Source organism: Nonomuraea sp. NPDC051298 (genome assembly GCF_055586305.1).
Genome location: NZ_JBVJIM010000002.1, coordinates 807,871 through 821,765 on the forward strand (window position 1 = coordinate 807,871; position 13,895 = coordinate 821,765).

Annotated in this window: 14 protein-coding genes; 3 read left to right on the forward strand and 11 right to left on the reverse strand. The window is 73.0% G+C overall.

All coding sequences use genetic code 11. The features are described from left to right. Positions 1–7: 7 nt before the first annotated feature. Genes ACZ6S0_RS09010 through dhaK form a run of 3 tightly spaced genes read right to left on the reverse strand, consistent with a single transcriptional unit; the run spans position 8 to position 2,058 of the window. Entirely contained in the window at positions 8–451 is a 444-nt protein-coding gene (locus tag ACZ6S0_RS09010; protein WP_465914867.1) for a PTS-dependent dihydroxyacetone kinase phosphotransferase subunit DhaM, read from the reverse strand. 9 nt (positions 452–460) lie between these two features. Beyond that, entirely contained in the window at positions 461–1,081 is a 621-nt protein-coding gene (dhaL, locus tag ACZ6S0_RS09015) for a dihydroxyacetone kinase subunit DhaL (RefSeq protein ID WP_465914869.1), read from the reverse strand. Then, a complete protein-coding gene (dhaK, locus tag ACZ6S0_RS09020; RefSeq protein WP_465914871.1) occupies positions 1,078–2,058 on the reverse strand; it encodes a dihydroxyacetone kinase subunit DhaK in 981 nt (326 codons plus the stop codon). Before dhaK ends, dhaL begins: the two co-directional genes overlap by 4 nt. 476 nt (positions 2,059–2,534) lie before the next feature. Here dhaK and ACZ6S0_RS09025 point away from each other — a divergent pair, with 476 nt between their 5' ends. Continuing rightward, a complete protein-coding gene (locus tag ACZ6S0_RS09025) occupies positions 2,535–3,284 on the forward strand; it encodes a lysophospholipid acyltransferase family protein (RefSeq protein WP_465914873.1) in 750 nt (249 codons plus the stop codon). A 171-nt stretch (positions 3,285–3,455) separates the two neighbouring features. Here the strand turns inward: ACZ6S0_RS09025 and ACZ6S0_RS09030 are convergent, their stop codons facing one another. Both ACZ6S0_RS09030 and ACZ6S0_RS09035 read right to left on the reverse strand, forming a co-directional pair. Then, positions 3,456–4,262, reverse strand: a complete 807-nt coding sequence (locus tag ACZ6S0_RS09030) for a serine/threonine-protein kinase (protein ID WP_465914875.1) — start codon at positions 4,260–4,262, stop codon at positions 3,456–3,458. Between the two features lie 56 nt (positions 4,263–4,318). Next, positions 4,319–5,566 (reverse strand): MFS transporter, encoded by a 1,248-nt coding sequence (locus ACZ6S0_RS09035; protein ID WP_465914877.1) that lies wholly within the window; start codon positions 5,564–5,566, stop codon positions 4,319–4,321. A gap of 67 nt (positions 5,567–5,633) precedes the next feature. Between ACZ6S0_RS09035 and ACZ6S0_RS09040 the strand changes: the two genes are divergently transcribed. Continuing rightward, positions 5,634–6,233 carry an ArsR/SmtB family transcription factor gene (locus ACZ6S0_RS09040; RefSeq protein ID WP_465914878.1) on the forward strand — a complete coding sequence of 200 codons (600 nt, stop codon included), beginning with the start codon at positions 5,634–5,636 and terminating at the stop codon, positions 6,231–6,233. A 43-nt stretch (positions 6,234–6,276) separates the two neighbouring features. On the opposite strand, the gene ACZ6S0_RS09045 is transcribed toward ACZ6S0_RS09040, so the two are convergent. From ACZ6S0_RS09045 to ACZ6S0_RS09060, 4 genes are all read right to left on the reverse strand, one after another. Further along, positions 6,277–6,915: a DJ-1/PfpI family protein gene (locus tag ACZ6S0_RS09045; RefSeq protein ID WP_465914882.1), complete on the reverse strand. Its 639-nt coding sequence runs from the start codon at positions 6,913–6,915 to the stop codon at positions 6,277–6,279. Positions 6,916–6,921: 6 nt separating this feature from the next. Then, positions 6,922–7,884, reverse strand: coding sequence for a GlxA family transcriptional regulator (locus tag ACZ6S0_RS09050; protein WP_465914884.1), 963 nt, complete (start codon positions 7,882–7,884; stop codon positions 6,922–6,924). 164 nt (positions 7,885–8,048) lie between these two features. Next, on the reverse strand, positions 8,049–9,674 hold the full coding sequence (gene pruA / locus ACZ6S0_RS09055) for an L-glutamate gamma-semialdehyde dehydrogenase (protein ID WP_465914886.1): 1,626 nt from the start codon (positions 9,672–9,674) through the stop codon (positions 8,049–8,051). Further along, complete coding sequence (locus tag ACZ6S0_RS09060; RefSeq protein WP_465914888.1) at positions 9,675–10,592, reverse strand: proline dehydrogenase family protein; 918 nt, start codon at positions 10,590–10,592, stop codon at positions 9,675–9,677. It abuts the gene before it with no gap. 76 nt (positions 10,593–10,668) lie between these two features. Here ACZ6S0_RS09060 and ACZ6S0_RS09065 point away from each other — a divergent pair, with 76 nt between their 5' ends. After that, a complete protein-coding gene (locus ACZ6S0_RS09065) occupies positions 10,669–11,739 on the forward strand; it encodes a PucR family transcriptional regulator (protein WP_465914890.1) in 1,071 nt (356 codons plus the stop codon). 33 nt (positions 11,740–11,772) lie between these two features. Here ACZ6S0_RS09065 and ACZ6S0_RS09070 read toward each other — a convergent pair whose 3' ends face one another. Both ACZ6S0_RS09070 and ACZ6S0_RS09075 read right to left on the reverse strand, forming a co-directional pair. After that, positions 11,773–12,621, reverse strand: a complete 849-nt coding sequence (locus ACZ6S0_RS09070; RefSeq protein ID WP_465914892.1) for an alpha/beta fold hydrolase — start codon at positions 12,619–12,621, stop codon at positions 11,773–11,775. Positions 12,622–12,759: 138 nt separating this feature from the next. Further along, positions 12,760–13,863: a glycosyltransferase gene (locus ACZ6S0_RS09075; protein WP_465914894.1), complete on the reverse strand. Its 1,104-nt coding sequence runs from the start codon at positions 13,861–13,863 to the stop codon at positions 12,760–12,762. Positions 13,864–13,895 lie beyond the last annotated feature (32 nt).

The following is a 13,895-nucleotide window of genomic DNA, read 5'->3' on the forward strand; positions in this document are numbered from 1 at the left end:
GGGGGGGTCAGAGCTTGCGGTAGGTACGGGCCTCCTCCGCCGCGGCCAGGACGTCGGCCAGCGAAGCGCCCGCACCCGCCGCCACCGCCGCCGCGATGGCCCCCTCCACGAACGGCACGTCGGCCACGACCACCCCCGGTTCGGCCTCGGCCAGCAGCCGGGCGGTCAGCACCGAGCTGCCGAGGTCGGGGATGAGCACCACGCCGTGGCCCCGGTCGACGCGGCGCACGGCCTCCTCGACGAGGTCCACGCTCGTGCCCAGCCCGCCCTCCTGCGTGCCGCCCGCCGCCGCCATGGGCGCGTCCTCGCCCGCGATGCCCCTGGCCAGCGCCACCGCCTCGGCCGCCAGCCCCGCACTGTGCGAGACCAGCACGACTCCCACCATCACGCCGTCCCGCCATCGCACCGACATCTGCCCGCCGCCGTCATCCCGCCGTCCGGCCGGCGTCACCTGGGGACGTCATCCCGCCACCGTGGCCAGCGCCTCCATGAACAGCGCCGCCGAGGCCGCGCCGGGGTCCTCGTGCCCGATGCTGCGTTCGCCGAGGTAGCTGGCCCGCCCTCGCCTGGCCTGCATGGGGATCGTGCTCTTGGCGCCGTCGACGGCCGCGAGCGCCGCCTGGTCGAGCGCCTTGCGCACGCCCACCCCGTCGCGTACGGCCAGGGCCAGCGCGCGGGAGGCGGGGGCCAGCGCGTCCACCATGGTCTTGTCGCCCAGGGCGGCCTTGCCCAGCCGCTCGACCGCCACCACGCCCTCCTCGAACGCGCCGGCGAACCCGGCCAGCGTCACCGGCGACGTCAGCGTCCTGCCCATCTGCCGGAACGCAGACCCGTACAGCGGGCCGGAGGCGCCGCCGACCCGGCGGATCAGCGTCGTGCCCGCCGTCGTCAGCACCTCCGCGGCCGAGCCCGGCGCCGAGTCGGCCAGCACCTTGCGGACCTCGGTGAGGCCGCGGTCGAGGTTCGTGCCGTGGTCGGCGTCGCCGATCGCCGCGTCGAGCCGGGTCAGCCGGTCGCGGTCGCGGTGGATCAGCCTGGCGGCCTCCTCGAACCAGGCCACGAACAACTCGGTGTCCATCATCGCCCCCAGCGCAGCGCGGGTGTCTCGACCGGTGCGTCCCACAGGCCGGTCAGCCTGTCGTCGAGCAGGCAGATCGAGACGGAGAAACCCTGCATGTCGAGACTCGTCACATAGTTGCCCACCAGCGACCGGGCCACGCGTGCCCCCTTGCCCTCGGCGAACGCCACCACCTCCGCGAAGACCACGTACAGCTCCAGGAGCGGGGTGCCGCCCATGCCGTTCACCAGCACCAGCAGGTCGCCGCGCAGCGGCAGGTCGCGGTGGACGGCCTCCATCGCCACCCCGGCCAGCTCGTGCGCCGACGCCATGGGCACCCGGGCCCGCCCCGGCTCGCCGTGGATGCCGATGCCCAGCTCCACGTCCGTCTCCGGCAGGTCGAAGATGGGCTTTCCCGCGGCCGGGGGAGTGCAGGAGGTCAGCGCGATGCCGAACGAGCGGCTGCGCTCGTTCACCTCGCCCGCCACGGCCGCCACCTCGGTCAGCGGCGCGCCCTCCTCGGCCAGCGCGCCCGCGATCTTTTCCACGAAGACGGTCGCCCCGGTGCCGCGGCGGCCCGCCGTGTAGAGGGAGTCCTGGACGGCGACGTCGTCGTCCACCAGCACACTGACCACCTCGACGCCCTCGACCAGTTCGGCGGCCATCTCGAAGTTGAGCACGTCGCCGGTGTAGTTCTTGACGATGTGCAGCACCCCGGCGCCGCCGTCCACGCCCGTGGTGGCCGCGATGATCGGGTCGGGGCCGGGGGAGGTGAAGATCTCGCCGGGGCAGGCGGCGTCGAGCATGCCGTGGCCGACGAAGCCCACGTGCAGCGGCTCGTGGCCGGAGCCGCCGCCGGAGACCAGGCCCACCTTCCCGGGGCGCGGGCCCTCGGCGCGGTAGACCACCTGGTCGCGGACGCTCAGCGACGGATGGGCCGCGGCCACGCCGGTGAGCGCGTCGGCGACGACCGAGTCGGCCGCGTTGATGAGCTTCTTCATGGTCACAACATCTGCCCGTTTTCACGACCGCGCAAGCGTCGTAGCGTGGGCGGCGTGCATGCGCGCCGCCGTCTCGCGCGGTTTCACGCCGCGCAGGGTGGCCGCACTCGAACCCATGATCAGGCAGATCGTCCGCGGCCACATCGAGCGGGCCACGGAGCGGGGGACGTTCGACTTCGCCCGTGACCTCGCGGCGAGGCTGCCGCTCGACGTGATCTCCGAGCTGGTGGGGTGCCGCCGTCGGAACGGGCGAACGTGCGGCGCGACTCCAGCCTCGTGCTCGCCTACGACCCCGAGGGCCAGATGTCGGAGGAGGGCGTCAAGGGCATCGTCTCGCTCGGCGGGTGATCGGCGCGGGCGCGGAGACCACCACCCACCTGCTCTGCGCCGCCTGGTACTGGGCGTGGGCAATGTCAGGGGCATGGTCAGCCTCCCGACTACCGTCAAACCCGCCTGAGTAGGTTACGGTCTGCTTCATGGCTGAGATCGTGTACCCGCCGGTGATCGCCGCCGCGCGGACCCTCTTTCGCGTGCTCGACATCCGCTTCCACATGGAGGGGACCGAGCACGTGCCGCGGTCGGGGGGAGCGGTGCTGGTCAGCAACCACGTCAGCTACCTCGACTTCATCTTCGCCGGGTTCGCCGCGCTGCCCTCGAAGCGGCTGGTGCGTTTCATGGCCAAGCACGACGTGTTCGAGCACCCCGTCTCGGGGCCGCTGATGCGCGGCATGCACCACATCCCGGTGGACCGGGGGGCCGGGGCCGGCTCGTACGCCACGGCGCTGCGGATGCTGAAGGCGGGCGAGGTGGTGGGCGTCTTCGCCGAGGCCACGATCAGCCGCTCGTTCACCGTCAAAGAGATCAAGAGCGGCGCCATCCGGATGGCCCAGGCGACCGGCACGCCCGTCATCCCGGTCGGGCTGTGGGGCGGCCAGCGGCTGTGGACCAAGGGACGCCCGCGCAAGCTGCTGCAGCGGCACGTGCCGCTCACCATCCTGGTGGGCGAGCCGATCTATCCCAAGCGGGGCGAGAACGTCAACGACCACACGGCCGACCTGCACCGGCGGCTGTCGGAGCTGGTCGACCGGGCGCAGCGCACCTATCCGGAGGTGCCGCCGGGGGTGTGGTGGCAGCCGGCCCACCTCGGGGGCTCGGCTCCGACGCCGGAGGAGGCGGCGGCCATGGACGCCGCCGAGGCCGAGGCCCGCGCCCAGAAGGCGGACTAGCCGCGGCGCTGTCGTCTGTCGTGAGCGCCCGGCACGTTTCCGCGGGCGCTCAGGCGGGGCAGGTGGTCGCCGCCCCGCACGTCGGACGGCCGCCTGGTGCGCGGCACGTCGTCAGATGGCCGCCTGGTACGCGGCGCGTCGTCAGATAGCGGCCTTGTGCGCGGCGCGCCGTCAGATGGCCGCCTGGTACGCGCTGGCCCGCATGCCCGCCAGCAACCCGGCCGTCTGCTCGGGCGTGAACCGGCGCACCGGGTCGCGGTGCAGCAGCCCCTCGATGAGCGGCCGCATCACCCCGGCCCGCCGGGGCGGCGGGTAGGGGCCGCTCCTGGCCATCCCGAGCACCGTCGCGGCGTCCTGCCCGGGGTAGGGCGGCTGACCCTCGATCGCGCTGTAGAGCGTGGCCCCGAAGGACCACATGTCGGCCTCCTTGCTGGCCGGGCCGCCGTGCAGGCGCTCGGGGGCCATGAACGCGGGCGTGCCGCGCAGACGCCGCGAGGTCGTCATGCGGATGTCGCCCTCGGCGGTTGCGATGCCGAAGTCCGTCAGCACCACGCGGTCACCGGTCAGCATGACGTTGGCGGGCTTGACGTCCCTGTGCAGCACGCCCGCCTGGTGCGCGGTGCGCAGCGCCGCGAGCAGGTGCTGCCCGATCGCCACCACCGACTGCGCGGGCAGCGTGCCCACCTGGGAGAGCAGTTGGTGCAACGAGAGCCCGTCGAGGTACTCCATCACGATCCAGAGCTTGCCGCCCTCCTCGATCAGGTCGTGCACCGTGACGATGTTGGGATGCGTCAGCCCGGCGGCCATCCTGGCCTCACGCAACACCCGGCGGCGCACCATCTCGACCTCACCGGCCAAGGTCAGCTCCTTGAGCGCCACCGTACGGTGGAGGAGCTGATCGAACGCCCGCCAGACGACTCCCATACCCCCACGACCGGCCTCCTCGTTCAGGAGATACCGTCCGCCGATCTGCCGCATACCATCCCCTCAAGCTCGGGGATAATCATGTCACTTCCACCCAGGCTCTAGGGTGCCTAACGTGATCTGGATATGTCGGAAAGTGTAGGCGCGCTGGTCAGAGGCCCAGAAATTTGGTCCGACAGGGCGCGCCACACCAGGAAGACCCCCGCCAGACATACTCCCGTGGCGCCCACGAGGACGGCCGCGAGCCCCGCGAACTCGGCCACGACGCCTCCCAGAGCCGCTCCGACCGGCATGCCGCCCATCCCGACGAGCCGGTAGGCCGAGTTGACCCGGCCGAGCAGCTCCGGCGGGATCAGCCGCTGCCTGGCCGAGATCACCAGGACGTTCCCCGCCGCGCCGATCAGCCCCCACAGGACGGCCGTCGGGTAGAGCGCCCACGGCGACGGCGCCAGCACCGGCACCAGGAGCAGCAGGCTGCTGAGCAGCCAGTTGCCGAGCAGCGCCCTGAACTCGCCGAACCAGGCCGCCGCCCGGCCCGACAGCAGCGAGCCCAGCACGGCGCCGACTGCGAAGGCGGTGGTCATCAGGCCGTACTCGCCGGGCGCCAGGCCGATGGCGGACCCGTCGCCGACCGCCCACAGCACGAACACGGCGAAGTAGGCGGAGTTGGCGAAGTTGAGCAGGCCCGCGGTGATCGCCAGGCTCCGCAGGACGCGATGGGACCACAGGTAGCGCAGGGCCTCGGCGATCTCCGCGCGCATCGGCCGCCGCTCCCGCGGGCCGTCCACCCGGTACGCGCCCCGCATGCCCAGCAGGAGCAGCCCCGCGAGGGCGTACAGGAGGGCGGGCGCCCCGTAGAGGGCGGCGGGCAGCGACACCACCAGCAGGCCCGCCACGGGGGCGCCGACGAAGTCGTTGCCGATCATCTGGGCCGTGGAGACGCGGCCGTTCGCCCTGGTCAGGTCGTTCGTGCGGACGGCCATGGGCAGGATGGACTGCGCGGAGAGGTCGGCGAAGACCTCGCTCACCCCCGCCAGCAGCACGGCGGCCAGCAGCAGCCACAGGTTGAGCAGGCCGAGGGCGGCCAGCAGCGTGGCGGTGCCGAGGATCGCGGCGCGTACGAGGTTGGCCCTGACCATGATCCGGCGGCGGTCGGCCCGGTCGGCCAGCGCCCCCGCGTGCAGCGCCAGCGCCAGCCAGGGCAGCGTGGCCGCGGCCCCGACGAGGGAGACCAGGGCAGGGGAGCGCGTCATCGACACGGCCAGCAGCGGCGCGCCGACCTTCAGCACGCCGTCGGCCAGGTTGGACAGGGCGGTGGACGACCACAGGAAGGCGAACGATCGCCCAAGACCGGCCACGTCTCACTCCGATAGTGTGTAAGGGAAAGTGTGCATACGTTTCTTTGCAAAGATAGGCTTGCACGGGATGCAGATCAAGAGCTTCTCCGCCCGTACGCTCGACGCGAACGCCCTGAAGTCCTTCGCGCACCCCATGCGGCTGCGGATCTACGAGCTTCTCGACGAGAACGGCCCCTCCACGGCGACCCGGCTCGCCGCCCTCCTGGCGCAGAACAGCGGCGCGACCAGCTACCACCTGCGAGAGCTGGCCAAGCACGGCATGATCGAGGTGGTGCAGGGGATGGGGCGGGGCAAGGAGAAGTACTGGCGGGTCACGCCCGGCGGCTTCTCCTTCGGCGGCCCGCCCGCCGACCCCGAGGCGGCCGGCGCGCTCGACTACCTGCTCGACGACCTCGTACGCCAGCGCGGCGCGGAGCTGTCCCGGTGGCGGCAGGAGGGCGACCGGGCGCCGGAGGAGTGGGTCCAGGCCGGCGGGTTCGGGCGGCGGTCCCTGCGGCTCACGGCGGAGGAGACGGCGCGGATGCGCGACGAGGTGTTCGGGGTGCTGGAGCGCTACCGGGCGCTGTCGGACGAGCGGCAGGACGAGCACCCCGAGGGGGAGGAGCCGGCCGGGCACGTGATCGTGCACTTCGACGTCCTCCCCCTGGGCGCCGTCCGCGACCGCTGAGCGCGGAACCGGACGGCGCGGCGAAGATCCAGGGGAGTGCCGGTCAGGACTGCGTCGGTGAGGGGAGGAGGCTGAGGGCGCGCTCGGCCAGGCCCTCCGGGGCCGACCTGGGCGAGCCGGTGTCGAACGGCGGCTGCGGGTCGTACTCGATCAGGAGCTGCACGCTCTGCGCCGTCTCCACGTCCTTGGCCTGGGCCAGCAGCGTCAGCGCCATGTCGATGCCCGCCGACACCCCCGCCGCCGTCACGGTCTTGCCGGAGGTGACCACGCGCTCGCTCACCGGCTCGGCCCCGTAGCGGCGCAGTTCGTCGAGCAGCGCCCAGTGGGAGGTGGCCTTGAGCCCCTGCAGCAGCCCGGCCGCGCCGAGCAGGAGCGAGCCGCTGCACACCGACGTCGTCCACCGGGTGTGCCGGTCGGCCCGCCTGATCCAGGCGACCAGGTCCGCGTCCGCCAGCGACTCGAACGTGCCGCTGCCGCCGGGGACCACGATCACGTCCGGCGCGGGCACGTCCTCGTACGAGGCCGTGGCGGTCAGCAGGAACGTTCCGTGGTCGTCGCCGACGGGCCCCGGCTCGGCGGCCACGAACGTGACCGTGCAGCCCGGCGCGAAGGACAGCACCTGGTACGGCCCCACCGCGTCGAGCGCCGTGAACCGGGGGTAGAGCGGAATCGCGATGTGCATGTCGTCTCACCTTTCCTTCGACTGAAATCTGCGGCGGTGGTCGCCCGGCGAGACCCGCCAGTGCCGCCGGAAGACGCGGTAGAGCGTCTCCGGCGAGCCCAGCCCCGACTCCCTGGCCACCGCCTCCAGGGGCAGGCCGGTCAGCTCCAGCAGCCGCCTGGCGGTGTCGGCGCGGCTGCGCTCGACGTACCGGCCGGGGGGCAGGCCGGTCTGCTCGGTGAAGACGCGCGAGAAGTGGCGCGCGCTCATCCCGACGCGTACGGCGAGCGCGGGCACGCTCAGGTCGGCGCCCGGGTTCGCGTCGATGTAGGTCTGCAACTCCCTGAGCGGCTCGCTGCGCGGCGTCATGGCCCGCATGGGCACGCTGAACTGGCTCTGCCCGCCCGGCCGGTGCAGGTAGACCACGAGGCCGCGGGCGACGTCGCCGGCCAGGGCGTGGCCGTGGTCCCTGGCCACCAGTGCGAGCGCCAGGTCCACGCCCGACAGCACGCCGGCGGAGGTCCAGACGTGGCCGTCCTCGATGTAGAGGGGTTCGGCGTCCACCTCGACGCCCGCGTACCGGCTCTGCAGCTCCCCGGCCGACAGCCAGTGCGTGGTGGCCCGGCGGCGGTCCAGCAGCCCGGCCTCCGCCAGCAGGAACGCGCCGTTGCAGACCGAGGCGACCCGGCGGGCGCCGGCGGCCAGACGGGCGACGCCCGCGACCAGCTCCCGGTCGGCCAGCCGCGCGGGCAGCGCGGGACCGCCCGCCACCAGCAGCGTGTCGACCGGGCCCGTGGTCTCGCCGAGCGCGGCGGCGGTCACCGTGACGCCGTTGCCCGCCGGTACGGCCCCGCCCCCCGGCGCCACCACCTCCACCGCGTACGGATGCTCCGGCGCGAGCAGCCCGGCCGTGGCGAACACGTCGGCGGGGCCGGCCATGTCGAGGAGCTGGAACCCGGGGAAGACGACGATCAGGACCCGTCGTTGCATGTCTTCATGCTGGGCGGGACCCGCCCATGGCGTCAACGACACGGTCATTGCACATTACGCCACGTCCACCGGCGAAGCAGAGGGGCGCCGCGCCCTGGACGGAACGCCGAGAGCCCCCGGGGCAGGCCGGGGGCTCTCGCCGTAGATGGGCTGAGGAGGGGTGTTCAGCCCATGTGCGGGTAGCGGTGGTCGGTCGGAGGCACGAACGTCTCCTTGATCGCGCGGGCGCTCACCCAGCGCGTCAGGTTGAAGATCGAGCCGGCCTTGTCGTTGGTGCCCGAGGCGCGCCCGCCGCCGAACGGCTGCTGGCCCACGACCGCGCCCGTCGGCTTGTCGTTGACGTAGAAGTTGCCCGCCGCGAAGCGCAGCCGCTCGGCGGCGGCGGCGATCGCGTACCGGTCCTGGGCGACGATCGACCCGGTCAGCGCGTACGGGGCGACGCCCTCCATCTGGTCGAGCACCCTGTCGAAGTCGCGGTCCTCGAAGACGTGCACGCCGAGGATCGGCCCGAAGTACTCCTTGACGAAGATCTCGTCGGCGGGGTCGGCGCACTCCATGATGGTCGGCTTGACGAAGTAGCCGACGGAGTCGTCGTACGAGCCGGTGAGCACGTCGATGTTCGAGGCCGCCCGCGCCCGGTCGATGGCCTCCTTGTGCTTGGCGAAGGCCCGTCCGTCGATGACCGCGCCCATGAACGTCGACACGTCGGCCGTGACGTCGCCCACGGTCAGCGACTCGGCCGCGGAGACGAAGTCGTCACGCAGGCGGTTCCAGACCGAGCGCGGCACGTACGCCCGCGAGGCGGCCGAGCACTTCTGCCCCTGGTACTCGAACGCGCCCCTGACCAGCGCCGTGGTCAGGACCGCCGGGTCGGCGGAGGGGTGGGCGAGCACGAAGTCCTTGCCGCCGGTCTCCCCGACCAGGCGCGGATAGGTGCGGTAGCCGGAGATGTTCGTGCCGATCGTGTGCCACAGGTGCTGGAACGTCGCGGTCGAGCCGGTGAAGTGGACGCCGGCCAGCGCCGGGTGGGTGAGCGCGGCCGCGGAGACGGCCTGCCCGTCGCCGGTGACCAGGTTGATCACCCCGGGGGGCAGCCCGGCCGCCTCCAGCAGCCGCATCGTGAAGTGCGCGGCGAACTGCTGGGTGGGCGACGGCTTCCAGACGACGACGTTCCCCATCAGGGCGGCCGACGTCGGCAGGTTCCCGGCGATGGCCGTGAAGTTGAACGGCGTGATCGCCAGCACGAACCCTTCGAGCGGCCGGTACTCCATCCTGTTCCACACGCCAGGCGACGAGATCGGCTGGTCGGCGTAGAGCTGACGGGCGTAGGCCACGTTGAACCGGAGGAAGTCGATCAGCTCGCAGGCCGCGTCGATCTCCGCCTGCTGCACCGACTTCGACTGGCCCAGCATGGTCGCCGCGTTCAGCGTCGCCCGCCACGGGCCCGACAGCAGGTCGGCCGCCTTCAGGAAGATCGCCGCCCGCTCGTCGAACGCCAACGCCCGCCAGGCGGGCGCGGCCCGCAGCGCCGCGTCGACGGCGTCCTGCACGTCCTGGGCCGTAGCGTCGTTGGTACGGCCCAGGACAGCGGCGTGGTTGTGCGGTTGAACCACGTCAATGGGGGCGCCGCCGCCGAGGCGCTGCTCGCCGCCGATCGTCATGGTCAGGTCGAGCGACGACCCGGCCAGCTCCTTGATGCGGTCTTCCAGCGCCGCCCGCTCGCTGCTGCCGGGCGCGTAGCCGGACACGCGCTCGTTCGCGGGCACGGGAACGTTGCTGATGGCATCCATTTACTTACCCCCAAGGGCACGAAGGAAGAAGGCGACGTTGGCCGGCCGCTCCGCCAGGCGGCGCATGAAGTAGCCGTACCAGTCGTCTCCGTACGGCACGTAGACGCGGACCGTGTGACCGGCCCCGGCCAGGGCCTCCTGCCGGTCGGTCCTGATTCCGTAGAGCATCTGGAACTCGTGGTCGCCGATCGCCCGCCCGAACCGGTCGGCGAGCAGCTCCGTGATCGCGATCATGCGGTCGTCGTGCGTCGCCACCATGGGGTACCCCTGCCCCGCCATGAGGATGCGCAGGCATCGCGCGTACGCCCGGTCGACGGCGGCCCTGCCCTGGTGGGCGACCGAGGCGGGCTCGCGGTAGGCACCCTTGACCAGCCGTACGCGGGAGCCCTCCGAGGCCAGGTCGCGGCAGTCCTGCTCACTGCGGAACAGGTACGCCTGGATCGCCACGCCCGTCGCCGGATGGTCCTCCCGCAGCTTGCGCAGGATCGACAGCGTCGAGTCGACGGTGGTGTGGTCCTCCATGTCGAGCGTGACGGTGGAGCCGCCGGCCGCGGCGGCGGCGCAGATCTCGCGGGCGTGCTCGAGCGCCATGGCGTCGTCGAGCCGCTGCCCGACGGCCGACAGCTTGACCGACACCTCGCCCCGGGAGCCGAGCCCCAGCGGCCTGATCGCCTGGAGCAGCGCGAGGTAGGCGTCGGCGGTGGCCTCGGCGTCCCGCGCGTCGAGGGTCTCCTCGCCGAGGTGGTCGACGGTCACGGCGAGCCGGGCGTCGCGCAGCCGTTCGACGGCGTCGCGGGCCTCCTGGACGCTCTCACCCGCGACGAACCGCTTCACGACCTTCTTCGTGGGCGTGAAACCCGACACGGCGCGGCGTACGGCACCGCTCCTGGAAGCGGCGAGCAGCAGTTGACCCAGCATGCCCCCAAGTGTAAAAACGCAGCTCAGAGGGGGCCATCGACGCGCGTAACGCCGGGTGTGGGAGGCTGTCGTACAAATGCACAACTCGGCAGACCTACAAGAGATCGTCGACGAGATCGCCGCCCGCCTGGGGGCGTCCGCGACGCTGGAGGACCGCTCGTTCCGGCTGCTGGCCTACGGCGCGCAGCACGGCGACATCGACACGGTCCGCCAGGAGTCGATCCTGCGCCGGCGGGCCAGCGGCGAGGTGCGCGACTACTTCGAGCGCTACGGCATCGCCCGCGCCGGCGGCCCGGTCAGGATCCCCGCCGACGCCGAGCTGAAGGTCCTGGCCAGAGTCTGCTGGCCGCTGCGCCACGCCGACGTCACCTACGGCTACCTGTGGCTGCTCGACTCGGGCGAGCTGACCGACGCGCGGCTCGCCACCGCCGCGCCGCTGGTGGCCAGGGCCGCCGCCGAACTCGCGCAGGAGGCCAGGAGCAGGCAGGACCTCGGACGCGGCCTGCGCGCCCTGTTCTCGGCCGACCCCGAGGAACGCGCCGGCGTCTCGCTGGAGGTGAGCGGCCCGGTGGCGGCCATCGCCGTACGCGAGTCGCAGGAGCGCGTGGCCGCCCTCTGGACGCTGCCGCGCGGCGTCCTGGCCAGGCCAGGCTCGCCGGTCGCCCTGCTCGCCCCCGCCCACCTCGCGGGTGAGGTGGCCCAGACCATGCGCGGCGCGTACGGCACCGCGGCCGGCCTCGGCGCCGCCAGGTCCGACCCGGCCGACGCCTGGCTGAGCTGGCGCGAGGCCCGTCAGGCGCTGCGCGTCGCCGAGCACTTCCCCCGCTACGGGCCGGTCGCCCGCTGGGAGGACCTGGGCGTGCACCGGCTGCTGGCCCGCCTCGGCCAGGCCGACCTGCGCGAGCTGGCCGCCGAGACCGCGGCGCTCGACGCCGAGCTGGCCCAGACCGTGGAGGTCTACCTCGACCGCGGCGGGCACGTCCAGAAGACGGCCGCCGAGCTGGGCGTGCACCGCCAGACGCTCTACTACCGGCTGGGCAAGGCCGAACGGCTCACGCACCGCGACCTCTCCGACGGCGACGACCGGCTGGCGGTGCACCTGGGCCTCAAGGCCGCCCACCTGCTCGTCGCCGACCCCGGGGCCTGAAGGCGGCTCGGGGTCCGGCGGCGGCGCGGCAGGCTAGTCGTCGAGGACCTGACGCAGGCTGACGGCGAACGCCTCCGGCTCGCCGGCCATGCCGAACGTGTCGTCCATGAAGCCGCCGTGGTGGCTGGGGAAGACGACGGGCTTCGTACCGAGGCGCTCGGCGACCGCCTCGCCCGAGCGGCGCGCCATCTCGCCCTCCGACTCGGCGCCCACCGCGATCACGACCCGCGTCGAGGCGGCGCGCAGCGCGCCGAAGTCGTGCTCGTAGTGGGTGACGGCGATGAGGTTCTGCCCGAACAACGGGTCGTTCCCGGTGCCGTCGTCGTGCTCCGGCATCCCGGGGATGCTCGGGGCGGGCCGGTCGGCGAAGTCGGCGGGGATCTCGCCGCGCAGACCGGTGACCGCGACGAACTTGGCCATCGCCGCGCCGAACCCGTCACGCTCGTACGCCCGGCGGATGTCCAGCACGGCGGCCAGCGCGTTCTCCCGGTCCGGCAGGGCCTGGGCGGCCGGCGGCTCGTGCGCGACCAGCGTACGCACCTGCTCGGGATGCCTGGCCACCAGCGCCAGCCCGTTGACGGCCCCGCCGCTGCTGCCGAACACGTCCACCGGCCCGGCGCCGAGCGCCTCGATCAGCCGGTGCAGGTCGTCGGCGTGCTGGTCGGGCGTCGACTCGCGGGCGTCGTCGGTCCGCTCGCTCCGGCCGATGCCGCGCGGGTCGTACGTCACCACCGTACGGTCCTGGAAGAGACCGGCCAGGGCGGTGAACCCGGTGGCGTCCATCGGGCACCCGACCATGAGCAGGACCGGCCTGCCGCTCGCCTCGGCCGCGCGCACGTCGTAGTGCAGGACGGCGCCGGGCACCTCAAGGGTGTGGGACATGTGAAGGCTCCTTTTTCGCGTCTGCTGTGCAGACCGGTACGGCGACGGAAACTCATCGCCCGGCGCCCCTCGATTTTCGCGCCTCGCCGGTTCGCCTTCGCTCAGCCCTTCCCACGCCGGACCAGGCGGGTGGAAGGGTCAGGCGCGGGTGGCCTCGTAGACCCGTACCAGCTCCTGGCTCACCCGCTCCCACGAGTAGCGCGAGCGCGCCCGGTCGGCGCCCGCGTAGCCGAGCGCGGTCCGCAGCGTGGGGTCGTACAGCAGCTCGCGGGCCAGCCGCGCGGTGCGCGCGGGCCGGTCCGGCGGCACCAGCAGGCCGGTGACGCCGTCGATGATGGAGTCGAGGTGGGCCCCCACGGCAGAGGCGATCACGGGCACGCCACAGGCCATCGCCTCGAGCGCGACGACCCCTGTCACGGCCTCGCGCGGCACCGTCACCACGGCGTCCGCGCTGCGCATCAGCTTGGGCACCGCGGCCCGCTTCACCTGGCCGAGCAGCGTCACCCGGTCGGCCACGCCGAGCTGGTCGGCCAGCGCGCGCAGGCGGCGCGCGTCCCTGTCCTCGTCGAGCTCCTCGGGCTCGGGCCCGCCCGCGATGACGAGTTCGACGTCGTCGAGGCCCTGCAGCGCGCGTACGACGGTGTGCGCGCCGCGCTCGATCGTCAGCGGCCCGAGGTGCAGCAGGCGCTTGCGCGTGCCCCGCGTGGCGATCGGGCCACGGCGCTGGAAGCGTTCCGTGTCCACGCCGTACGGCACCACGGCGATGTTGCCGCGCGGCACCCCCAGCCGGATCAGCGCCGACTCCTCGTCACCCGAGCCGGCGATGACCGCGTCGGCCCGGCGGCCGAGCGCCCGCTCCAGCTCCAGGTGCGTGGCGTCGACCGTGTGGAACGTCTGTGTCACCGGGACGCCCAGCCCTTCGGCCCCCGCCACCGCGACCAGCCCGCCGGTCCACGAGTGCGCGTGGATGACGTCCGGCCGGTCCTGGCTCCAGCGCCGCATGAGCTGGTTGCCCACCTCGTTGAGGTACGGCACCAGGTCGTCGGCGGCCAGCTCCTTGGCCGGGCCTGCGTCGATGTGCTCCAGCGTGACTCCCGGGGCCACCCGCGTCTTGGGCTTGCCCTCCGCGCTGTCACGGCGGGAGTAGATGGTGACGTGGTGCTCGCGGCCCAGCTCGCGGGCCACCGACACGATGCGATGGCGCTGGTTGCCGTTGGCGGAAGCGACGATCGCGATATTCATGGCACACCTCAGCGTGGAAAGCCTCGAAGGTG

Bases quoted from the DNA above. Each gene is read 5' to 3' on its own strand.
- pruA (WP_465914886.1), bottom strand. From the start codon at position 9,674: ATGGATGCCATCAGCAACGTTCCCGTGCCCGCGAACGAGCGCGTGTCC.
- ACZ6S0_RS09050 (WP_465914884.1), bottom strand. From the start codon at position 7,884: ATGCAACGACGGGTCCTGATCGTCGTCTTCCCCGGGTTCCAGCTCCTC.
- ACZ6S0_RS09030 (WP_465914875.1), bottom strand. From the start codon at position 4,262: ATGCGGCAGATCGGCGGACGGTATCTCCTGAACGAGGAGGCCGGTCGT.
- ACZ6S0_RS09070 (WP_465914892.1), bottom strand. From the start codon at position 12,621: ATGTCCCACACCCTTGAGGTGCCCGGCGCCGTCCTGCACTACGACGTG.
- ACZ6S0_RS09040 (WP_465914878.1), top strand. From the start codon at position 5,634: ATGCAGATCAAGAGCTTCTCCGCCCGTACGCTCGACGCGAACGCCCTG.
- ACZ6S0_RS09065 (WP_465914890.1), top strand. From the start codon at position 10,669: ATGCACAACTCGGCAGACCTACAAGAGATCGTCGACGAGATCGCCGCC.
- ACZ6S0_RS09075 (WP_465914894.1), bottom strand. From the start codon at position 13,863: ATGAATATCGCGATCGTCGCTTCCGCCAACGGCAACCAGCGCCATCGC.
- ACZ6S0_RS09045 (WP_465914882.1), bottom strand. From the start codon at position 6,915: ATGCACATCGCGATTCCGCTCTACCCCCGGTTCACGGCGCTCGACGCG.
- ACZ6S0_RS09060 (WP_465914888.1), bottom strand. From the start codon at position 10,592: ATGCTGGGTCAACTGCTGCTCGCCGCTTCCAGGAGCGGTGCCGTACGC.
- dhaK (WP_465914871.1), bottom strand. From the start codon at position 2,058: ATGAAGAAGCTCATCAACGCGGCCGACTCGGTCGTCGCCGACGCGCTC.
- ACZ6S0_RS09025 (WP_465914873.1), top strand. From the start codon at position 2,535: ATGGCTGAGATCGTGTACCCGCCGGTGATCGCCGCCGCGCGGACCCTC.
- dhaL (WP_465914869.1), bottom strand. From the start codon at position 1,081: ATGATGGACACCGAGTTGTTCGTGGCCTGGTTCGAGGAGGCCGCCAGG.